The following is a 21549-nucleotide window of genomic DNA, read 5'->3' on the forward strand; positions in this document are numbered from 1 at the left end:
CTTGGCCCTTAACGCTTAGCGCGTTTCTTAGTTCGCTTCTGCTAATAATTTTTTACCTTTTTCGATTGCATCTTCAATGCTACCAACTAAGTTAAATGCAGCTTCAGGATACTCATCAACTTCACCATCCATGATCATGTTAAATCCTTTGATGGTATCTTTAATGTCAACCAATACACCTTTTAAGCCTGTAAACTGCTCAGCTACGTGGAAAGGTTGAGATAAGAAACGTTGAACACGACGCGCTCTTGATACGACTAATTTATCTTCCTCAGATAATTCGTCCATACCTAAAATTGCGATGATATCTTGTAATTCTTTATAACGTTGTAAAGTTTCTTTAACGCGTTGTGCAGTGTTATAGTGCTCATCGCCTAAAACAGCAGGAGAAAGGATACGTGAAGTAGAATCCAATGGATCTACCGCAGGGTAAATACCTAACTCAGCAATTTTACGTGAAAGTACTGTAGTTGCATCTAAGTGGGCGAAAGTTGTTGCCGGAGCAGGGTCAGTTAAATCATCCGCTGGTACGTATACCGCTTGTACTGATGTAATTGATCCACGTTTTGTTGAAGTAATACGCTCTTGCATTAAACCCATCTCAGTTGCCAATGTTGGTTGGTAACCTACTGCAGATGGCATACGACCTAGAAGGGCCGATACCTCAGAACCTGCCTGAGTAAAACGGAAGATGTTATCAACGAAGAAAAGGATATCTTTTCCTGCGCCTTCACCATCACCATCACGGAAATATTCAGCAACTGTTAATCCTGATAGGGCTACACGTGCACGTGCACCAGGAGGCTCGTTCATTTGTCCGAAAACCAATGTTGCTTTAGATTCTTTTAATTTTTCGGTATCAACAGCGTTCAAATCCCATCCACCTTTTTCCATTGAGTGTAAGAATTCATCACCATAGTTGATTACGCCTGATTCGATAAACTCACGAAGTAAATCGTTACCTTCACGTGTACGCTCACCCACACCAGCGAATACTGATAAACCAGCATATGCTTTAGCGATGTTGTTTACCAACTCCATGATCAATACCGTTTTACCTACACCAGCACCACCGAACAAACCGATTTTACCACCTTTTGCATATGGTTCTAATAAATCGATTACTTTAATACCTGTAAAAAGTACTTCAGTTTCAGTTGATAAATCTTCGAACTTAGGAGGAGTTGCGTGGATAGGACGACCATCTGTTTTATCAACTGTGTTGATACCATCAATCGCTTCACCAACTACATTAAATAAACGACCTTTAATCTGGTCGCCAACTGGCATTTTAATTGCAGCACCAGTATCAACTACATCCATTCCACGAACTAAACCGTCTGTAGAGTCCATCGAAATTGCACGTACACGGTCTTCACCTAAGTGCTGTTGAACTTCTAAAACAATTTTTTGTCCATTTTCTTTCGTTATCTCTAACGCATCAAAAATTTTAGGTAGATGGGCATCATTAGCAAAGCTAACGTCAACCACTGGGCCGATAATTTGTGCTATTTTTCCTAAGTTAGGCATATCTGTTGTGAGTAAATTTATTACAGTCAATGAATTAAAGCTGTTTATAGGGGCTCCAATTCGGTTGGCAAAGTTAAGTTATTCTTACTTAATTTTAAATATATATTATAAATTTTTTTAACAGTGTTTTTGTGGATAATTTAGAAGCATAAATTGCATGCATGAAAACCATTTTAACAACAGGCAGTAACGGCCTTTTAGGGCAGAAATTAACCGAGAAAATTTTAATCGAAGGGAGGCTTAAGTTGATTGCAACTTCAAAAGGCGCAAACCGTTACCCCGTTAAAGATGGTTATCATTACGCAGAAATGGATATCCTTAACCCTGCACAGGTAAAGCAGGTAATCAAAAAGTATAAGCCCGATGCCATTATACATACAGCGGCGATGACCAATGTAGATACTTGCGAGGCGAATAAAGTACTTTGCCATCAGTTAAATGTAGATGCGGTTCAAACCTTGATATCGCTTTGCGCTGAGCATAGTATTCAATTGGTACATTTGAGTACCGATTTTGTATTTGATGGTGCCGATGGGCCGTACAGGGAAGAAGATACGGTAAACCCGGTGAGCTACTACGGCGAATCGAAAGTTTGGGCAGAAGATTTGGTGAAGCAGTCAACATCACCTTGGGCAATTATCAGGACAATACTGGTTTATGGGATTACAAATGATATGAGCAGGAGTAATATTGTGCTTTGGGCCAAAGGTGCTTTAGAAAAGGCATCACCAATTCATGTGGTGAACGATCAATGGCGCATGCCAACACTTGCCGAAGATTTAGCCGAGGCCTGTATTTTGGCTGTGGAAAAGAATGCCCAGGGAATTTATCACATTTCGGGTAAAGATTACATGAGTATTGCAGATTTAGTGCGGAAAGTTGCCGATTATTGGTCGCTCGATAAATCCCTTATTCAGGAGGTGAGTTCGGCGAGCTTAAACCAAACCGCTAAACGGCCTGTAAAAACAGGTTTTGTTTTGGATAAGGCAATTAATGATTTGGGTTATCAACCACATAGCTTTGAAGAAGGTATGGCGGTATTGGCCCAGCAGATGAAAACAGTGTTTTAATTGCTGAGCCTTAAAACAATTGAGCAATAAAAGTATTTAACCATATAATAAACTTAACCATAAAATAAATATGTCATTACAAGTAGGCGATCAAGCTCCAGATTTTAAATTATACAGTTCTGATCTTGCAGAAATTTCACTTTCTGGTTTTAAAGGCAAGAAAGTGATCATCCATTTTTTTCCGATGGCTTTTACCGGAACATGTACGGAGCAGTTATGCACCATGAGGGATAATTTTAGTTACTATGAGGGGATTAATGCACAGGTGATCGGTATTTCTGTAGATTCTCCTTTCTCTTTGGCCAAATTTAAAGAGGCGCAGAGTTATCAGTTCCCTTTATTGTCTGATTTTAACAAAGAAGTATCGGCAGCTTATGGTGCGTTTTATGATGAATTTGTGTTCGGATTGAAAGGTGTATCGAAAAGAGCTGCATTTGTGATTGATGAAGAAGGAAAAATTGCTTATTCCGAAGTTTTAGAAGATGCGCATGACTTGCCTGATTTTAAAGCAATTAATGATGCATTAAGCGCATAAGGCATAAACTGCGAAATATATTTTGAGATTTTTTTTAAAATTTAATTGGAAATTAAAATATCAAATTATACCTTTGCAGTCCGTTAACGATACGGAAACGCATTTGTAGCTCAATTGGATAGAGCATCTCACTACGGATGAGAAGGTTTGGGGTTCGAATCCCTACAAGTGCACCTTTGCGGAGTACAAATCTTTTAAAGATTTTGCTCCGCTTTTTTTATGTCCTAACTTTCTGTTAATGTGATAGATAAGTTGGAACACTTCATTGGTCTCAGGGGTTCGATGTGCTTCGCCGTCAAAAACCCATTTTTCAGGATATATCGAACCCACAATTGCTCGTTTTATATCAGAATCAGCCGTGGCGTAGAACTCAGGCAGGTTTTTAAGGTTAATTGCAGCCAATTCTGCCAGACCCTCAATATTTAGATCATCATCTGCCTGCTCGCTAATTTCTTTTAGCTCTGCCTCATGCCTTAGGATGGCATTTTCGCACTCTTTTTTGATTTGTCGATACTCCTCTTCGGAGATCGTTTTATTGATCAGTAGTTCCAGTACCCTTGATTTCCGTTTATTTTGCTCGGCTATCTGTTCGAGTTTTTGATTCTGGTATCGAAAGGTTCTTCCACCATTATCGACGTAGGAATCGCAGATTATTGACTTGAAAAGCTCGTCCATTCCGGGTTTGGGCACATATTGGCTTAGTTCGCGCTCAAAAAGTGTATTTGTTTTTTCAGCCTGGAATCTTGCCCCGCAAGTGGCAGTGCAATGGTAATAGGGGTAGTAGGCTTTATGTCTTCCCCTGGAGGCGCTGCCAGTCATGATCTTGCCGCATTTGGGACAGATCAGAAATCCACGCAGAGCAAGCGAACGGGGAGATACAGCTTTGGTGCCTTTTTTTTCGAATCTTCTTTTGCGGCTCTCTATTATTTCCTGCACGCGGTAGAAAAGACTTTCTGAGATGAGTGGCTCGTGTTGCCCGTCAGCCAAATGGGCTTCCTCATCTTTAAAGGCAGGAACGGGGACTTTTCCGATATAGCCGGGATTGGTGACATGTCTCCAGAAACTGGTACGGCTGCATTTTAGACCACGTTCCTTCGCTTTCATCCAAACGTGGTCGGTTGCAAGAATTCCTTCGGCGATCTGCTCAAACGCCCATCTCATGTGGCTGGCCTGTGGTTCATCTATAGCAATGTATTTTCTGCCGTTCTCAGTGATTTTGTTTTTATAGCCAGCAGGTGCCAGTCCCATCCAGCGTCCTTCTTTTTTGGCTCTGCGCATGCCATAAGTTACATTTAAGGCCCGGCGGTCATTTTCTACTTCCGGCATGGACAGGTATACCGCAAGGATGGTCTTACTTTCCGGCACGCTCAGGTCTAATGGCTGCTCAATGGCTACAGGTTCGATCAGGTAATCCACTGTTAGTGTCCGGATCATCTGGTAGGCATCTGCGGTATTCCGGCTAAACCTATCCCATTTGGTGAACATGACATAATCGAAGCCGTTACCTTTTGATTTTCTCAGCTCAATAAGCAATTTTGTCCATTCGGGACGGATAAAGGTTTTAGCCGAATAATCTTCAAAGATGATCTTTGTGACTTCGATGTTGTTTTTTGCGCAATGGATTTGCAGGCGTTCGGCCTGGTCTCTTTGTGAAAATCCTTTGTCAGCCTGTTCATCGGTACTTACCCTGATGTATAAACACGCTTTTTTCATGTTGTTTCTCCTTTCATTTCTGATTTTTAATTCGTTTTATCTGAACAGCTGCCTTGGTGTTTTTTTATCCGGTAATTTTTGTCCGGAATGCGTGCTAAGTGTCTGTTCAACTGATAATTTAGCGAATTTATAGAGGAAATCCAAAAGAAGTTTTGCGCTTTCCGGGCTGATGTCTATGCCGTATTTATAAAGGATTTTGATTGCTTTTTGGGCAGTGATATTTCGTCTGCCGGTAGGGGTGAAGTTTTTCATGGCACCAATACTAGGGTTTTCCTTGGCGACGAATACCCTAGTAGATATAATTCGGTGTTTTCAGGGGTGGCATTTAAAAACAAATTCTCTCTAGTAGCTTCCTGTGGTTTTCTGGCATGTAGTTGAAGTACTTACGCCTAAATCAGATTATTTTTTTAATTTTCTGATCTACGCAAATAGACTGCGTAGCGGCTGTGTTTCTTTGTCATTAGATAAGATCACCACTGGTTGAAAATAAAAAACTTAGAATAATATGGATGCAAACGACTCTTTAAACAATTTTGATTATGAAGGTTTTATGACCAGGGAATTTCCCATGCCTGAAGGTAAATATCCTGATATCGGGCGATCACTGGAGCATCTCAACAAGATTACCAAATTGCTATTGGAGTGTGCCTTGCAAAGTATCAGGATTGCTGAGCGTGATCCAAACGCGTCTGCCGTGCATGCCAACACGCAGTATACCATCGTTTGCAATTACAGGCTAAGAACGATCAACCTGATCAAGATCTTTACCTGAGCTTTTGGATTTAAAGGGCGGTTCGATCTTCGATGAGGGAACGGCAAATATTGTTGCACGAAGCCTGCTGGAAAGCTATCTGGTGTATTATCGGCTATATAATGGCTGCAAGGGAGACAAGGAGTTGCAGGAACTTTATTTTGGTTTATACGAGCTTTCTTCACGGTTGCATTTTCTAAAGTTTGGGGTTACCCTTCACATGGTAAGTCCGGAGAATTTTGATGAAGGTAAACTCAGGGCGCAGATTGGGAAATTGATCAGTGAGGTCAAGAGCAATAAAAAGTACCACAAATTACCACAGGCAATACCGAATGCTATTCAGAAGATCGAAGCTGGTAAGCAGGATTATCTGAGTCTGTTTAATTTCAACAAACTCATTAAGGAAAGTCCGTTACCAACGGAATTCGTTACTGCGTACTATTCGTATACCTCTTCTTTTGCGCACGCTGAAGGGTTCAGTTCCGTTGTATCACAGGTATATTTTCAAGCCAGGAAAGACTGGAAGGCGTTGAATGAAATGCTCAAATTTAGATTAATCTATCCTTTGCTGGCAGTTTCCGCTCAATTTTATATATCCCATATTGAATATGATAAGACGCAGTTGGCGGATGATAAGCAGAATGAAGTATGGGAAGTATTATCACTCTGTAACTATTACCTGACTGCTTTCAACCTGAATAAGTAGTATAGTCAAAATGAGATCGAAAATGACTCTATTTTTAAAATCATAGAATCCACACAAAGACTGATAGCTGAATTTACTGAAACAATCGAGGAAGGATATTACACCCCCATTTTAAATCAAAAAGATGCAACATTTAGGATGGTCTTTCAGGACTGGGAACTTATGGAAGAATATTTCATTGCAAAGGGTATTTTACCTTCCCTGGATTATAAAGAAAACAAGGATGCCGATAAATTGCCGGAGACTGTGACCAAGAAAGATACTAGAGCATTTCATGTCATGGCAAGGATAAAATAGTTCTATCCCTGAGCTTTTAGGCATTTTCAGCACTTCCTTCTGTTTGATCGGGCTGTTTAAACACGTGATGTATATCACCCTTTATTCCATAGAAATATAAATAAACGCCATGATTGGTAACCTGAAAATGAGTACCCCATTCTTGCCCAATTCCTGCTGAAATCAGAAATGCAGCATTGTCGTCGAACTGTGAATATCCTTTGTAGAAAGGCGATTCTAATGCCGCTAACTCGTGAAAATAATCAGTAGCAGATAGGTTAAGGCGCTCAACGCAATAAGAAAGACTTAAAAAGCCTTCCCAATCGTACTTGTCATTTAAATGAGCTAGAAATAAGTTGGCCAGTATCTTCGATTTAGAAATTTCAAGAAAGCGATCGTTTAGTACCATTATCTGCTCGACAACTGAGTCACGATATTTTTCATCGGCATTAAACTTTTCTTTAAACTGCGCTTTCTTTTCATCAGGCAACGTTCCGCTATGAAACTCCTTTAAAAAAGTAACCAGTTTTTTAGCAAAATAAATTTCCCTGATTTTTAACCCGCCTTTGAATAATCCGACAATGGATTTTACAACTGGAATTTCCTTAACAGCGTCATTATCCATAAAGGAATCCAATGCAAGTTCCGCGTAGTCAAGAGCTAGATCAAAGTTGGGATTTTCAAGCCCCTCTTTAACCGTTTTTTCGATTGATTTTTCTTCGTTATTATTTTCGTAAGATTCCATCGCTATTTATTCAATCAGTTTTTTATAGATACTTTTTTTAAAGGCCATTCAATAATCTAGCAGTATTGTACTGCAACTCTCCAACTGTTGCAAATAATGAGGTTTTAATTGCTTTACTGTCAATTTTACCATCTACAAAATCTAAATACAATGTGAGTAGCTGAGCTGTAGTAAGAAGGCAAAGTTGCATTCTTTCCGAATACCCTAACATCTGGGTTGGAAATATCTTTTCAGTTCTTTCTTGTAGTGGCTTTTCGCGAAAACCATTTATGATTAAAATACCTTTTGGTTCCATGCCATGATCTGAATGATAGGTTGTAACCCATTTCATCAATTGAGCGGCGTGATTCTCACCAGCAGAGCCTTTAACTCCCTTTACTTCAATAACCGCAATTTGTTCATCTGCCTTTATAATTAGATCATCTCTATTGTGCCCGGCAGGCAGAATAGTAAACCCTAATTCAGAAAAAACGAATTCTACCATTGCTTCCAGTGATTTTCCGCTTTCAGTAAGTAGTTGTTTTAGCTGTTTGTATTGTTTCAGCTTTTCCTGTTGTTGTGAAATTGATTCCTCAATTTTACTTTTTTCGTCCAGAAATTTGTCTAGCTGATTTAAATCATCGCCTTCATTGCCAATGATAAGAGAATCACACCATTCAGGTAAATCAAGTTCAAGCGGTAGTCTAACATTCAATCGTAGATTATTGGCCAGTTCGATAGTACCTTTCTTGGTTTTACTAACCCGCATCTGAAAGTCGTTGTAATCTTCAGCATACAACGCTAGTTTGGGCAATAAAACGACCAAGCCTTTTCCTTTCGGTACTGCAACTGAAACGACCTGATGTGTGTTCTTCACTTTGGCAATCGGAAAGCCTACATATTTTGAATAAGAAAACTCATAAGAACAATCCCAATATCTAAAATACTCTTCAAAGTCAGGATCAGGGTAGATCATACTATTCCCTTCCATAGTGACTGTTGGAAAGTCTTTCTTGTCAAGTTGGATTAGATTATAAAAGTCAAATTGAATTTCAGTTTTATCGCCATTGCCATCCTCTACAAGGAGACCTACTACTGGTTTAGCATCTGTTAAAACAAATAAGTTCCCACCTTTATTGAGGTATTCTCTTAGTTGTTCATTTCGTTGGATAATTTTTTCCTGGAATTTTTTATAGGCAGGTGCTGGAAGAACCATTTCTCCCCCCAGATGAGTTGATTTCAATTGCTTATCCACCTCAAGAATTAATGCTCTGATACTCACAAAAATAATGTCAGCATCCAGAAGATAATAGTCTGAGAGGTAGTCAACCTGATGTACATAGTCTTGATCAAAGAGGCTACCGATTTCTACGATTTTCATCTAAATTGTATTAATAGCTTATTTTTCACTGCTTTTCAACTCTTTGGCCAATGCAGTAAGCTTGCCAATGAAATCAAATTCTTGGTTGGTTAGTTTTTGCGACTCTAATATTTCGGTTGTTTCACCGTTGGCGAGTTTGGTAATGTAGGATTGTTGCATATTTTCTGTCACAAGTTTAATTAATTCTGGTTGTGCGCTATGCTTTATGATAAAACTGATCAGGTTATAATTATCTTGACGTTTTCTTTTTATGGCTTCGTAATAGCGGTATTCATCCATCATAGTCTTATACTGTTTTAAGAAAAAGAAAGCTATAAACTCAATAAACAATAATGCGCTTACACGCGGTAAGTAGTCTAATAAACGTTGGGTCAAATCGGAAGACTTTACAACTGGGAACAGTGGTGAATAAAAAATACCAATGCCAATAAATGCAATTAGGCACCCAAGCAGCAGGTAAACTCCTGATCTTGTAAAAATTCTTTCGCATAAAGTCGAACTCTGATTGATACAAAACATCGGATAGTCTTCATCAGTGTCGCTTCTGTCACCTGCTACGGTATCTGAATTATTCACAACATTTACTACAATATTTTCGCCAGACACATGGGTTGCTGATTTACCTGTATTTTTATTACGATCCCGCAATGCTTCAATTGGTAGTTTTCCGAAAATCAGTTTAAAAAGAATGGGAAATATTCCAACAAATAACGAAATCAAAAATTTGTTATATACCAGTGTGAATATTTCGGCATCCATAAATCTGTACTGAAATAACATTATTATTTCTGGCAGAAAAATAATGAAGGCTATCATTACCCATACGCATGTTTCGATATACCGATTGCGAAAACTTAGGCGTTTCTGCCTTAATATGTCGTTTGATTCTTCCATTGAGAATTTAATTTAAATAGAGATCAATTATCAGCAAATATTTTCTAAAAATTAAATATACATCCAGATTAATAAAATATTAAACTATCTGGTTGATAATATATCCCTACTAGAGTACCACCCCCTTCCTGGCTTTCCATTTTTGACCCAACAAAAATTTAAGCCATGAAACAGCAACAATTAGAAGCACTGGAAGAACGCAGTGCCAACACCCGTAAAATCAAAACGCCCAATGTGAAGGGCGGCAAATACAAAGGCAATCCCTACATGAAATTTAAAAAGGTCAAGACCGAGCCCCGGCAGAAAATCCGGCAACTGCTCCGGGCATCCATACCACTGGAAGACCTGAGTGCCATCAGAAAAAGCAACCGGATTTCCCCATCACATTAACCGATCAATCAACCTTTCATTAACCACTTAACCGAAGTCTGGCAACACTTCTGGAGGTAGCTTTTTGGCCCGCGTGTGCGTGCAGCAAGATGGATTTTTGTATACAAAAACATCTTGCCGCCCTTGAGGTCGGGGCATACACTCGGAACTCGTGATGCCTTACCAGATCAGATAAAGCGAAATGCCAAGACCAAAAAACAAAGATGAAAAACTGCTTCTGAACTGCCCAGTAATTATACGGCTGAACGAGGCCAGTTTCAAACGCCTGGAGAAAATGGCCAAAGAGAGCAATTGCAAGACAGTTGGTGAAGTCGCCAGGCGTATCATAAATGGTAAACACATTACCTTACACCATAAGGACACAGCTATGAACGGCCCGATGGAAGAATTGGCATTGATCCGCAAAGAATTGAAAGCCATTGGGATCAACATCAACCAGCAGACCCATTATTTCCATATCAGTCAAAGCCCGGCAGAACGGGTATTTTATGTCAATAAGACATCAGAGCTGTACAAAAGCATCGATAAGAAGGTAGAACGGCTGCTCAGTATAGTAAATCAACTCGCAGAATTATGGTTGCAAAAATAGAAAGTGGGAAAAGCATTAGGGGAATCCTTTACTACAACGAGGATAAAGTGGCCATTCTTGATGCCAGGTTAATAATGGCCAGTGGTTTCGCAGGGGATATTGAAAAAATGAACTTCTCCCAAAAGCTGAACCGCTTTAAACACCTTACTGACCTGAACGCAGCAGTAAAAACCAACGCCCTGCACATTTCCCTGAATTTCGATGCTTCTGACAAATTTAACAACGAGAAATTACAGCAGATCGCTTCGGAATACATGGAGCGGATCGGTTTTGGCGACCAGCCTTTTTTGGTCTACAGGCATGAGGATAGTGCCCATCCGCACATCCATATTGCCACCACAAATATTCAGAAAGATGGTCAGCGAATCGATGTTCATGGGATCGGCTACCGTTTATCCGAGCCGGCACGTAAAGAAATCGAAATCAAATATGGGCTGGTAAGAGCTGAAGGCCGGGAAATGAAACAAGGCCGAGGACTCCGGCCAGCCATCTATGGGGATAAGCCTACCAAACAGCAGATCGCAGGCATTGTTACCGGAGTCATGCGCCAGTACCATTATACTTCCTTTGAGCAGTATAATGCAATACTGGAACTGTTCAATATCAAGGCAGACCGAGGCGCAGAAGGCACCCGTATGTTTGAGAATAAAGGTTTGTTATACTCTATACTGGACCATAAGGGCAAGCAGATCGGAATCCCGGTGAAGGCCAGCCAGATCTACTATAAACCCACATTAGGTAATCTTGAAAAACGCTTTGAGGCAGGAAAGAAAAAGCGGGAACCACATAAGCAGGAAATGAAAGAACTGATCGATCACCTGTTTTTCAGGTTCAGATATTTAAGCGAGGCACGTTTTCGGGAGGAACTGTTAAAGGACCGCATTGATGTGGTGTTCAGATCAAGCGAGAAAGGACAGCTCTATGGTGTCACTTATATCGATCATGCAAATAAAACCGTATTCAACGGCAGCGATCTGGGGAAGGTTTACAGCGCAAGGGCCTTAAGCCTGCGGTTTGAAAAAGCGCAGGATAACCTTTCTCTATCCCAAGATAAAACAAAACTAAGCTGGAAGCAAGATGCAGAATCCCTGCAAATCCATCAACCCACTTGTTTAAAACTGCCTGACAGGACGGGTTTTCTGGAAACTCTAATGGCACAAACGCAGGCAGAAAGGAGTTTCAAAGTTCCCAAGCGTAGGAAAAAACGCAAAAAAGGAAGGATCATCGATCAAGATCAACAATTAACCCTATAAAATATTACTATGAATACCGGAGAAGATACGCAAGGACTTAGGAAGATCATGGACTTAACCCGCCTGATCGGCATGATCATTTTAGTAATGCATATTTATTTGACCTGTTACAGGGCTTTTGAGCATTGGGGGTTCTCGGCAAGCCTATCCGACCGCCTGATAGGTAATGTCGCAAAGACTGGTTTGTTCAGTGGCTTGCACAAACCAAAACTTGCCGCACTGTTGTGCCTGGTCATTTCACTAATTGGGTTGAGAGGCAAAAAGGACGAGAAGATCCAAAAGAATAGTATTATCGCATACCTGTCATGTGGCCTATTGTTATATTTCCTTAGTGTTTTGGCTCTTTACCTGCCGGGGAGCATACCACTGAAAGCTGGCCTTTATATCGCTTTAACGGCCACAGGTTACTTACTGATCCTTAAAGGTGGCGCCTGGCTCTCTAGGCTGATCAGACTGAATTTGAGTAAGGATGTATTTAATTCAGATAATGAGACTTTTCCGCAGGAAGAAAGGCTGTTGGAAAATGAACATTCCTTTAACCTCAGGACCAGATACAGGCTGAAAGACAAGGTCCAAGAGGGCTGGATCAATGTGGTCAATCCTTACCGGAGCACTTTGGTTTCGGGCAGTGCCGGAGCAGGTAAGACCTATTTTGTGATCCGCCACATTATCGATCAGCATTTGAAAAAGGGTTTTGCGATGTTTTTATATGATTTTAAGTATGATGACCTGAGCCGTATGGCTTACAATAAGCTATTGAAGTATGCTGGTAACTATCAAGTAAAGCCCAAGTTTTTCGTGATCGATCTGGAAAACCCCATGCACCGCTGTAACCCGCTGGACCCCCAAAGCATGCATGACATTACCGATGCCGCGGAATCCAGCCGGACGATCATGCTTGGGCTGAACAAGGAATGGTTGAAAAAGTCCGGAGATTTTTTTGTGGAAAGTCCCATTAACTTTTTAACGGCCCTGATCTGGTATTTGCGTAAATATAAGGAAGGTAAATATTGTACGCTGCCCCATGTGATTGAGCTGATGATGCTGGACTATGATACTTTGTTTGCGCTGTTGCAAAAACAGGAAGAGATTAAAGTGCTGATCAATCCTTTTGTATCGGCCTACAGGAACAATGCGATGGCACAACTGGAGGGGCAGATAGCTTCTGCGAAGATCGGCTTGGCGCGGTTATCCTCGCCGCAATTATATTACGTGTTGTCGGGCAATGATTTTACGCTGGATATCAATGATCCTAAATCTCCCAAAATTGTTTGCCTGGGCAACAACCCGCAGAAGATTGACACCTTTGGGGCTGTATTGTCTCTTTATGTAAGCCGGATGCTGAAACAGGTGAACAAAAAAGGCAAATTGAAATGCAGTTTAATCTTTGACGAGTTTCCGACTTTGGTGGCCACGGGTATCGTCAGTACGATCAGTACGGCAAGGAGTAACCTGGTCAGCTGTACTTTGGGTATCCAATCTGTGGAGCAGTTAAAGCGGGAGTATGGGGCCGAATTTTCGGAAATTATTGCGGGTATCTCTGGTAATATCATCAGTGGCCAGGTTACCGGGGATAGTGCTAAAAAGCTATCTGAGACCTTTGGTAAGATCATGCAGGACAGGGAAAGCGTGAATATAAACAGCAGTGATACTTCGGTTTCTAAATCTATGCAACTGGATTATGCGGTACCGGCTTCAAAGATTTCTACACTATCATCTGGAGAGTTTGTGGGGATTGTTGCGGATAGTCCTGATCAGAAGATCAAACTTAAGATGTTCCATGGGGAGTTGCAAAATGACCACAGGGCGATTGCAAAAGAAGAAGCGGGGTATGTTCCGATCCCGCCAGTTCGGAAAGTGGGTCAGGAAGATCTACAGGAAAATTATCTGAAAATTAAAAGGGATATTGTGGAAATGGTAAAGGCAGAACTGATGCCAGTGGCGAAACCGAAAAATAAGGCAGGTAAATGCAGTTCAGATAAAAAGCGGGAGAACAGCAAGTCTATTTCACCTGCCAAGGGCAGAAAGAGCGGGGGTAAGGGGCAGAGTTTATCGATGTAAAGGTTGGCTGACCGTTAAATAAATCCTACCAATTAATGAGTAAAATGCATCATTATTTTTTTGGTGTTATAAATTTTAAATATCTTGGCTGCAGAGAGCGTTAATTTAAAGCCGGATTATTCTCATCACTGACGATGCCCGGTTTTTCGATTTGAATAACTTTGGTCGATTTTTTTGTCCCTTGCGTCAAGGCTGCAGGTGTAGTGAATTCGGTTTCCGAAACTGCAATAGATATCATTCCTCATTATCACGAACTTTGAGCCTCCAAACTTTCATTGAAACATGCACAAATAAGTCGAATTAATTTCATTACTCGATTTAGCTTTTTTGCGGAAAGTACAATTTCTAAGTATTGTATACATAAGCGGTAAAACGTTTTATTTCACTTTAATTATAAGTTATGATCGGGACCTGACTTGGCCAGATATCTTAAAAATTGCTAAAATCAGGAGTTGTTTTTTCAGCAGGCACGGCGGGTGTGTGTTTTTGGTGGAGATATGTTCAAAATGAAGCAAGGTGCCGATAAACCGGAAAATGAAGCTGTTCGAAGCTGAACCAGAGCACGAATAAATATAATTATTTACATGTTTGGATTATTCAAAAGAAAAAAAATTCAATCTTGGGAAGTTCAGCTTCTCGAGAATACACTCAGCGCTTTACCGCAGGATTTTAAGATGTATATCGGGCACATCGCCTTGGGACTGTTAAAAGGGGTTTCAATTGGCAATGCTGCCATTCCCGGTTATGTTGGTTTTACGCGCGATGCGGATATATATAATGCGGTACATGACCCTAAAGGACGCGATTTTGAGGTTTATGGAATCAGGGTCTTTGATCTCATGTCAAGGACCTATCTTGAATTTTCTATTTTCTTCTCTTTCGGAACGGTGGATGGATATTCCATAAACAAACCGGGAAAGTTTGAACTTGATGTAAAGCAAATTGATGTTAAAAATAGGAAAATGCGGTTCCGTGATAATATCGATTTTGACAGAGTCAAGAAAGTACTATTACCGGAAGAACTGGAACTGGTCAATCCCAACGATATTTATGCAGTCCATTTGGATAATAAGGAATATTTTCATGTAATGGAGATTGCAGACGGCGATTTTTATGGGGTTGATCTTGATAAAAATCTTTATAAAATTACGCATGATCCATATAAGATTGAAAAGCTTGATCTCGAATTACAGGATATCCTCAGGGATGGTGCTTAGAAATACAATTTCGGTCTGAAATTTATTGCCCTATCCTGTACTGGACCTGTATGATCTGGCCTCGGACACGGTATTAAGCATTCTGAATCTAATGGTTCAACAATCGTTCGTCACTCCAAAACCGCAGTACGTCACCTGATTCCTTTCGTTCGTCAAAAATATTGGTATTTCTCTGATTTTATGCGCACCTTTCGCGGTTGTAATATCCCTTTGGGCTATTACCAAAGCCAAACATTTTAACCAATGAAAATATACACCAATAAAAAAATTGATGCTTACACACTGACTGAGATTCTGATTGTGCTTGCCATTATCGGCATTCTGATCTTGCTTGCTCTACCTAATTTGATGCCGCTGATTACCAAGGCAAAAACAACGGAGGCTAAACTGCAACTGGAACATGTGGCCAAGTTAGAACAGAGTTTCTTTTATGAGCATTCCAAATATTCGGCTGATCTTACCGAAATCGGTTATATTCAGGAGAAATTGACCGCTGACGCCAAGGATGGAAAGGCCAACTATAGGATTGAGGTGGTTGCCGCTTCCAATAATACTTTTACTGTCAAAGCCACTGCAGTAGCTGATTTTGACGGAGATGGGACTTTCAATGTCTGGCAGATCGATCAGGATAAAAACCTAAAAGAAATTATAGCAGACTAATGTTTTTGGTACAGGGTGGGATGGTTTTGGTATTGGCTGCAATGGCCTATCAAGACTTTAGGTACAGGGGAATTTATTGGTGGCTGTTTCCAGTGTTGTTATTCCTTATCATAGCAGAGGCTTATCTGGGTGGCACTGTTGCAGATAGAATTAGGTATGCAGCAGCCAATGTGTCTTTTATTTTGTTCCAGGTGCTTCTGTTGTCGGCTTATATCTCCCTGAGAGTTGGTAGGCTAACCAATATTTTTAACGGTTATCTGGGCCTTGGGGATCTGCTCTATCTTTTGTGCATCTCACCGGCCTTCCCGTTTTTGAACTATGTGTTTTTTTATGTGGCTAGTTTGATGCTGGTGATCCTGTTGAGCCTGCTTTTTCGGAAAACAGCAAAAGTGAATGGCAGTAAAATACCGCTTGCGGGGTACCAGGCCCTATTACTGATGCTGGTTTTAACTGTTGGTCATTTTTCAACAGCATTTGATTTCCGTTCAGGTGTTTCATTATTTAACCTCTTACCTGATGGATATTAGACAGGAGGTACTGGCAATGGTTTCCAAAGAAACCGCGATGCTGTACAGAGTGTTTCCCAAAGAGAACACGACAGACGGCCCGCTGGCATTGTATTGGGATGGAAAGGGGGATGAGCATTCCCTCAGGGAGGAACTTGAGGTTGTATTGGGCTATAGGGTCAGTTTGGTTCAATTGGAGCATGAAGAACTTAGCAGGCTGCTTTCCAGGTATTATTTAGGCGATGTTTCCCAAGAAGATAAACCTGAAGGAATATCGGTAATCTCGCAGCATGAAGATTTTCTTCAGGTGCTCATTGAGGAGGCCAGGCGGCTTAAGAGCAGTGATATCCATATTGAAACTTTTGAGAAACGGGCGAGGGTGAGAGTGAGGATAGACGGTATGATGATCGAACGCTACCAGATCGAAAAGAAGGACTACCCGGCATTGATCAACAAAATCAAGATCATGGCCAATCTGGATATTGCCGAAAAGCGTTTGCCGCAGGATGGACGGATACAATACCGCTCGGCCAAACAGTCTACTTTCGATATCCGGGTCTCGGTACTACCCACACTATATGGTGAAAAAGTGGTGCTCAGGCTGCTCAATAACACCAGTACCGATATAGCTTTAGATACTTTGGGTCTTTCCGCGCAAGATAGGCAGCATTACATGGAGGGCGTGCAGCGGCCCAATGGCATTATCCTCATCAGTGGCCCAACAGGTTCAGGAAAAACAACAACGCTATATGCAACACTGAAACTGCTGAACAAAAGTACCAGGAATATACTTACCATCGAAGATCCCATAGAATATACCCTGGAAGGGATAAACCAGGTACAGCTGAGGGAAAACATCGGCCTCGGCTTTGCGGCAACGTTGCGTACATTTCTCAGGCAGGATCCTGATGTGATCATGGTGGGCGAGATCCGGGATCCTGAAACAGCCAATATGGCCATCAGGGCTGCACTGACGGGCCATTTGGTGCTTTCCACAATCCATACCAACTCGGCATGGGGAACTGTAGCCCGTCTGACCGATATGGGAATCCCCGGTTTCTTAGTCGCCAATACCCTGAATACCACGGTAGCACAGCGTTTGGTAAGGCTGCTCTGTCCGGCCTGTAAAAACAGGGAGCCTCTGGATGCAGGGCGCTATCCCAGACAGTTCAGGCCACCCGAAACAGTACAACACCATTTTGTGGCCGGCGGCTGTGCAGCCTGTTATTATACAGGTTATAGCGGCCGCAAAGCGGTTTATGAAGTTGTGCCTATTGATGCTGATCTTGCAGCCCATATCAGAAATGGCAATATGGCTGTTGACGGAATTCTGGCCGAAAAAGGGATCAGTACCCTTTCGCTGAATGCCTTTTCGCTCTTTGTGCAGGGGCTCACCAGTTTGGAAGAAATTTACCCATTATTGTTAACGAGTTAAATGAAGAACAGGAATATATTTTTTAAGGCAGTTTTAATGCTCTTATTTGCAGTAGCAGTTATTGGTACCGCTTATGCACAGGTGCCCGAGCAGGGGCAAAGGCTCACTGCTGTTACAGAGCGGTTGAAGAATCTCGCCGTCACCGTTCCGGGGCTCAACCAACCGGTGCAGCTGTCCATTTCGGGTGCCTCCGCCCAGGAGTTTTTAAGGGCACTTGCGCAGGCGAACAACCTGAACATCAACATCGATCCGCAGTTGAACTTTAAGATCTACACCAATTTTAGGAATGAAACAGCCCTCAACGTGCTGCTGTTCCTGGTTAAGGAATACGACCTGGATATTAACCTGATCGGCTCGATCATGTCGGTAAGCAAAGCTGCAGTTACCAAAGCAGCCATACCACCCAGGGAAATCAAGATAAATTATAATTCTTCTAACGAATACCTGGGATTTGAGCTCAATAACGATACGTTGAGCCAGGTAGCTAAAAAAATCAGCGAGCTCTCGCAGAAAAATGTGGTTGTTCCGGTAAACCTGATGGGCAAAAGGGTGAGTGGTTTTATTGCAGCTGCACCTTTTGAGGTGGCACTGGAGAAACTGGCCTATGCCAACGACCTGAAGATGAACCGTACCAATGATGGTGTATTTATCTTTCAGCCACTTGGCGAGGGGGAAGAACTTTATGTCAATGGTGATAATGCCACGGCAGTAAAAAGATCCAACCGTGGTTCGGGTCCCGCCGCCGGCAATTCATTGGGGAATTTCAACCTGAATGCGAGAAGGGATGCGCAGGGCAACCGTACGGTAAGTGTGGATGCGCTCAACGCCCCAATATTGGATCTGATCAAATCTGCTTCGGCAGAAGCGGGTGCCAATTATTTTATCTATTCAGATATCAAGGGTACAGTTACCACCAGGCTCAGCGGCATCGGTTATGATTCGTTTCTGACTGCGTTGTTACAGGGTACCGAGTATACCTATAAAAAGGATGGCGGGGTTTATCTTATAGGCGATCGCAGGCTGGAGGGGCTCAGGTCCAACCGGATTGTACAGCTGCAGCACCGTTCGCTGGATACGATACAGACAATGATACCGACCGAATGGAAAAAAGGGGTTGAGATCAAAGAGTTCAGGGAGCAGAATACGCTGCTGCTTTCAGGCGCTTCGCCACAGGTTAATGAGATCGAGAATTATATCAAACAGATCGACCGTGTGGTACCCATGGTGCTGATCGAAGTTACGCTCGTAGATGTGAGGAAAGGGAAAACAGTAAAGACGGGAATTTCTGCTGGTGTATCGGACAGTGTACGAACCGGCGGTACCATTCTGCCCGGGATAGATTATACTTTTGGAGCCAATTCGATCAATAATTTCCTTTCCAGGTTGGGCCGTAATGGTTCTGTAAACCTGGGAAGGGTAACCCCGAACTTTTATGTCAAGCTCAGTGCCCTTGAAAACAACAGCAACGTCGATATCCGCTCTGTACCCAAACTGTCTACACTCAATGGTCATTCGGCCAGCCTGAGCATCGGAAGTTCCCGTTTTTACAGCCAGCGTACCCAGAACGTAATACCCTCGCTCAATGCCCAGACCGTGGTAACCGAGCAGTTTACCGAGGTAAACGCCAACCTGGAGATAGATATCAGGCCAGTGGTTTCTGGCGATGACCAGGTGACCCTGAACATCAAAGTGAATATTTCCGATTTTATCGGAAATCCGCCATTGAATGCACCACCCCCCAAATCCACCAGTAAGTTCACCTCGATGATCAGGGCACGGAATGAGGATATGATCGTGCTGGGAGGGCTCGAAAGAACGGAAAGTAACGAAAGCGGTTCCGGGGTTCCTGTGCTTTCACGTATCCCTATTCTTAAATGGCTCTTCAGCAGCAGGGAAAAATCCAATAACAAAGTGGTTACCCTGGTGTTTATCAAACCTACAATCCTGTACTGATCATGTTCGCCCCATTTGAACATTTGCTCGGGATAGAGATCAAGCTGTTGCCCGACGCAAGCTTCCGTTGCAGCTATGCTATAGTAAGCAAAAAGGGAAATCTTTTAAACATTGGCAAATATCACCAGATTGAAGGATCTTTGGTCAAGGTGCTGGAATCGATCCCGAGAAAATACCCGCTGGCACTTACGCTGAGCGGAAAAGGGATTATCCATAAGCTCGCCATAAGCAAGGGGAATGAAACAGAAGGCCTTTTTAGAGAGGTATTCCCCTCTGTTGAAAGGAAAGACTTCTATGTACAGGAGTGTCCCTTAGAGGACGGTAGCTGGGTGAGTATAGTCCGGAAATCACAGGCCGATGATATACTTGGCAAGCTCAAGGCCGCAGGCATGCGGGTTTATTCACTTAGCCTCGGCGGTTTGGCCATTACAGGTATCTGGGAGATGATAACGGAAAAAGGTACAGATTTTCAGGTTGATGGACACCTCTTTCAGGTTTCCGAAATGGGAGCTTTGGGAGGCTATCTATACACCGGAACACATAGCGAAGAGGTTGATTTCGCTCTCGGCGGGGGTAAAGTGCCATCTTATGCACTATTGCCCTATGCACTGGCCTTTCAGCTTTTCCTGCACGACCGTGTCGAGCTGGTCAAAACCGATCATGAGAACGTTGATCAGGCTTTTCATGCTTTTTTGGGAAATCATGCACTCCGAAAAACAGCTTCGGTTTTTATCTTCTCTCTTTTAGGGCTGCTGCTGATCAGTTTTTTGGTTTTGAGCTATTATAACAGTGAAAATACGGCATTAAATGCGCAGGCTGGAAACCTCAGTGCCGCTGCAGACAGGGGAGATCTGTTGAGAAAGGATATTGCCCTTCAAAAGGCAAAACTGGAACGGTTGGGCTGGAACGGAGGCTACAGTTATGCCTTTCTGCTCAATGAAATCGGAGGAACAAGGCCCAGATTGCTGCAACTAAAAGAGCTGGCTTTTGGTGAAGAAAAAAAAACAGGTTCGCCGGCTGAAATTGGCAATATAATCAGGATATCGGGAGAAACCAGCAGCCTGCCATCCGTAAACAACTGGATATTCGAGCTGAAAGAAAGAAAATGGGTGCACAGTGTCAAACTGCTGCGTTATCAGCAGGATAATGAATCCGAAAGTTATCTCTTCAGTCTTTTGATCAATTACTGATATGTTAAAAAATTTAAGCCTTAAGGCTAAGAAAATAATAATGGGTTTTTTAATGGTTTTCACCATTTATCTCGCCTATGTTCTTTCGTTTAAAAAGGCCATTTCTGCTTTCATGCTACATAGCCAACTTGAACAGACTGCTATATTGGGCGGGGAACCAGCCACTGCTATTGCTCAATTGGAACGGGAGCACGGTTTTTACCTGTCGGTGCTTAAAGCTTACAGGGTAAAGGCAGATGAGCGGGAAAACAGGCTCTGGCAATCTGTTTCGGGGATGGCAATTGCAACAGGGGTTTCGATCAGTTTTTCTCCGGAGGATATCAAGGGGATGTTGGATACTTCAGTGGTGGATAGCTCGATAGTTCTTGACCGCTTCAGCTTCTCGGGCGGGTATGCTAACCTGGTAAAACTGCTCGATACCGTTTCAAAGGCTAAGGGTATTGGAAGGATTGCCTCTGCAAAAATCGGCACCGAGGCTTCAACCGGGGGCACCGAAGAAAAAAAGGTGTTGATACTCAAAATCAGGCTGGCCGCGGAAGAAAGATAGCCCAGAAAACCAAACGATAAAAACCTATCCTTTGGAAAATGGCGATCGTCTAGAATATTGTATTTCTTGATTGTAGTATAAGATAGTCAATTTTATTTGTTTTTGAGTTGTTTTTTACGTGGTAAAAGCCGGTTATCTCTGGTAATTTATGCTTTACACGAGTGTATT

The 21549-nt window shown here is 42.2% G+C and carries 22 protein-coding genes and 1 tRNA gene; 17 read left to right on the forward strand and 6 right to left on the reverse strand.

Features of this window, described 5'->3' with window-relative positions; genetic code table 11:
- Positions 1-27: 27 nt before the first annotated feature.
- Complete coding sequence (gene atpD, locus ACS5PU_RS02065) at positions 28-1530, reverse strand: F0F1 ATP synthase subunit beta (protein ID WP_439457602.1); 1503 nt, start codon at positions 1528-1530, stop codon at positions 28-30.
- 161 nt (positions 1531-1691) lie between these two features.
- On the opposite strand from atpD, the gene ACS5PU_RS02070 reads away from it, so the two are divergent.
- The 3 genes from ACS5PU_RS02070 to ACS5PU_RS02080 all read left to right on the forward strand — a co-directional run bounded on the left by ACS5PU_RS02070 (position 1692) and on the right by ACS5PU_RS02080 (position 3308).
- The gene (locus ACS5PU_RS02070) at positions 1692-2600 is read left to right on the forward strand and encodes an SDR family oxidoreductase (protein ID WP_439457603.1); all 909 of its coding nucleotides are present in this window, start codon (positions 1692-1694) and stop codon (positions 2598-2600) included.
- Positions 2601-2670: 70 nt separating this feature from the next.
- Positions 2671-3135: a redoxin domain-containing protein gene (locus ACS5PU_RS02075; RefSeq protein WP_439457604.1), complete on the forward strand. Its 465-nt coding sequence runs from the start codon at positions 2671-2673 to the stop codon at positions 3133-3135.
- A gap of 99 nt (positions 3136-3234) precedes the next feature.
- Positions 3235-3308 (forward strand) — tRNA-Arg (locus ACS5PU_RS02080).
- Here the strand turns inward: ACS5PU_RS02080 and ACS5PU_RS02085 are convergent.
- Both ACS5PU_RS02085 and ACS5PU_RS02090 read right to left on the reverse strand, forming a co-directional pair.
- Entirely contained in the window at positions 3298-4848 is a 1551-nt protein-coding gene (locus tag ACS5PU_RS02085; protein WP_439457605.1) for a recombinase family protein, read from the reverse strand. The two genes, ACS5PU_RS02080 and ACS5PU_RS02085, sit on opposite strands and share 11 nt — an antisense overlap.
- 36 nt (positions 4849-4884) lie before the next feature.
- Positions 4885-5100, reverse strand: a complete 216-nt coding sequence (locus ACS5PU_RS02090; RefSeq protein ID WP_439457606.1) for a hypothetical protein — start codon at positions 5098-5100, stop codon at positions 4885-4887.
- 253 nt (positions 5101-5353) lie between these two features.
- Between ACS5PU_RS02090 and ACS5PU_RS02095 the strand changes: the two genes are divergently transcribed.
- From ACS5PU_RS02095 to ACS5PU_RS02105, 3 genes are all read left to right on the forward strand, one after another.
- Positions 5354-5620: a hypothetical protein gene (locus tag ACS5PU_RS02095; protein WP_439457607.1), complete on the forward strand. Its 267-nt coding sequence runs from the start codon at positions 5354-5356 to the stop codon at positions 5618-5620.
- Between the two features lie 4 nt (positions 5621-5624).
- Positions 5625-6305 (forward strand): hypothetical protein, encoded by a 681-nt coding sequence (locus ACS5PU_RS02100; protein WP_439457608.1) that lies wholly within the window; start codon positions 5625-5627, stop codon positions 6303-6305.
- Positions 6306-6467: 162 nt separating this feature from the next.
- On the forward strand, positions 6468-6602 hold the full coding sequence (locus ACS5PU_RS02105) for a hypothetical protein (protein WP_439457609.1): 135 nt from the start codon (positions 6468-6470) through the stop codon (positions 6600-6602).
- A gap of 16 nt (positions 6603-6618) precedes the next feature.
- Here the strand turns inward: ACS5PU_RS02105 and ACS5PU_RS02110 are convergent, their stop codons facing one another.
- The 3 genes from ACS5PU_RS02110 to ACS5PU_RS02120 are packed head-to-tail and all read right to left on the reverse strand — an operon-like array spanning position 6619 to position 9580.
- Positions 6619-7326 (reverse strand): hypothetical protein, encoded by a 708-nt coding sequence (locus ACS5PU_RS02110; RefSeq protein WP_439457610.1) that lies wholly within the window; start codon positions 7324-7326, stop codon positions 6619-6621.
- Between the two features lie 37 nt (positions 7327-7363).
- A complete protein-coding gene (locus tag ACS5PU_RS02115) occupies positions 7364-8686 on the reverse strand; it encodes a hypothetical protein (RefSeq protein ID WP_439457611.1) in 1323 nt (440 codons plus the stop codon).
- Between the two features lie 18 nt (positions 8687-8704).
- A complete protein-coding gene (locus ACS5PU_RS02120) occupies positions 8705-9580 on the reverse strand; it encodes a hypothetical protein (protein ID WP_439457612.1) in 876 nt (291 codons plus the stop codon).
- Between the two features lie 165 nt (positions 9581-9745).
- On the opposite strand from ACS5PU_RS02120, the gene ACS5PU_RS02125 reads away from it, so the two are divergent.
- The 11 genes from ACS5PU_RS02125 (at position 9746) to ACS5PU_RS02175 (ending at position 21381) form a co-directional block, all read left to right on the forward strand.
- On the forward strand, positions 9746-9970 hold the full coding sequence (locus ACS5PU_RS02125; RefSeq protein WP_439457613.1) for a hypothetical protein: 225 nt from the start codon (positions 9746-9748) through the stop codon (positions 9968-9970).
- 181 nt (positions 9971-10151) lie between these two features.
- Positions 10152-10559 (forward strand): mobilization protein, encoded by a 408-nt coding sequence (locus ACS5PU_RS02130; RefSeq protein WP_439457614.1) that lies wholly within the window; start codon positions 10152-10154, stop codon positions 10557-10559.
- The gene (locus ACS5PU_RS02135) at positions 10544-11812 is read left to right on the forward strand and encodes a relaxase/mobilization nuclease domain-containing protein (protein WP_439457615.1); all 1269 of its coding nucleotides are present in this window, start codon (positions 10544-10546) and stop codon (positions 11810-11812) included. Before ACS5PU_RS02130 ends, ACS5PU_RS02135 begins: the two co-directional genes overlap by 16 nt.
- 9 nt (positions 11813-11821) lie before the next feature.
- The gene (mobC, locus tag ACS5PU_RS02140) at positions 11822-13873 is read left to right on the forward strand and encodes a conjugal transfer protein MobC (RefSeq protein WP_439457616.1); all 2052 of its coding nucleotides are present in this window, start codon (positions 11822-11824) and stop codon (positions 13871-13873) included.
- Between the two features lie 584 nt (positions 13874-14457).
- Positions 14458-15090 (forward strand): hypothetical protein, encoded by a 633-nt coding sequence (locus ACS5PU_RS02145; protein WP_439457617.1) that lies wholly within the window; start codon positions 14458-14460, stop codon positions 15088-15090.
- Between the two features lie 243 nt (positions 15091-15333).
- Positions 15334-15750 carry a type IV pilin protein gene (locus ACS5PU_RS02150; RefSeq protein WP_439457618.1) on the forward strand — a complete coding sequence of 139 codons (417 nt, stop codon included), beginning with the start codon at positions 15334-15336 and terminating at the stop codon, positions 15748-15750.
- Positions 15750-16277 carry a hypothetical protein gene (locus ACS5PU_RS02155; protein ID WP_439457619.1) on the forward strand — a complete coding sequence of 176 codons (528 nt, stop codon included), beginning with the start codon at positions 15750-15752 and terminating at the stop codon, positions 16275-16277. The genes ACS5PU_RS02150 and ACS5PU_RS02155 overlap by 1 nt, the downstream gene beginning before the upstream one ends.
- Entirely contained in the window at positions 16267-17691 is a 1425-nt protein-coding gene (locus ACS5PU_RS02160) for a GspE/PulE family protein (protein ID WP_439457620.1), read from the forward strand. Before ACS5PU_RS02155 ends, ACS5PU_RS02160 begins: the two co-directional genes overlap by 11 nt.
- Complete coding sequence (locus ACS5PU_RS02165) at positions 17692-19644, forward strand: type II secretion system protein GspD (RefSeq protein WP_439457621.1); 1953 nt, start codon at positions 17692-17694, stop codon at positions 19642-19644. It begins immediately after the preceding gene.
- Between the two features lie 2 nt (positions 19645-19646).
- Positions 19647-20834, forward strand: a complete 1188-nt coding sequence (locus tag ACS5PU_RS02170) for a hypothetical protein (protein ID WP_439457622.1) — start codon at positions 19647-19649, stop codon at positions 20832-20834.
- Between the two features lies 1 nt (position 20835).
- Positions 20836-21381, forward strand: coding sequence for a hypothetical protein (locus tag ACS5PU_RS02175; protein WP_439457623.1), 546 nt, complete (start codon positions 20836-20838; stop codon positions 21379-21381).
- Positions 21382-21549 lie beyond the last annotated feature (168 nt).

The organism is Pedobacter sp. GSP4, from assembly GCF_051857575.1.
Classification (GTDB): domain Bacteria; phylum Bacteroidota; class Bacteroidia; order Sphingobacteriales; family Sphingobacteriaceae; genus Pedobacter.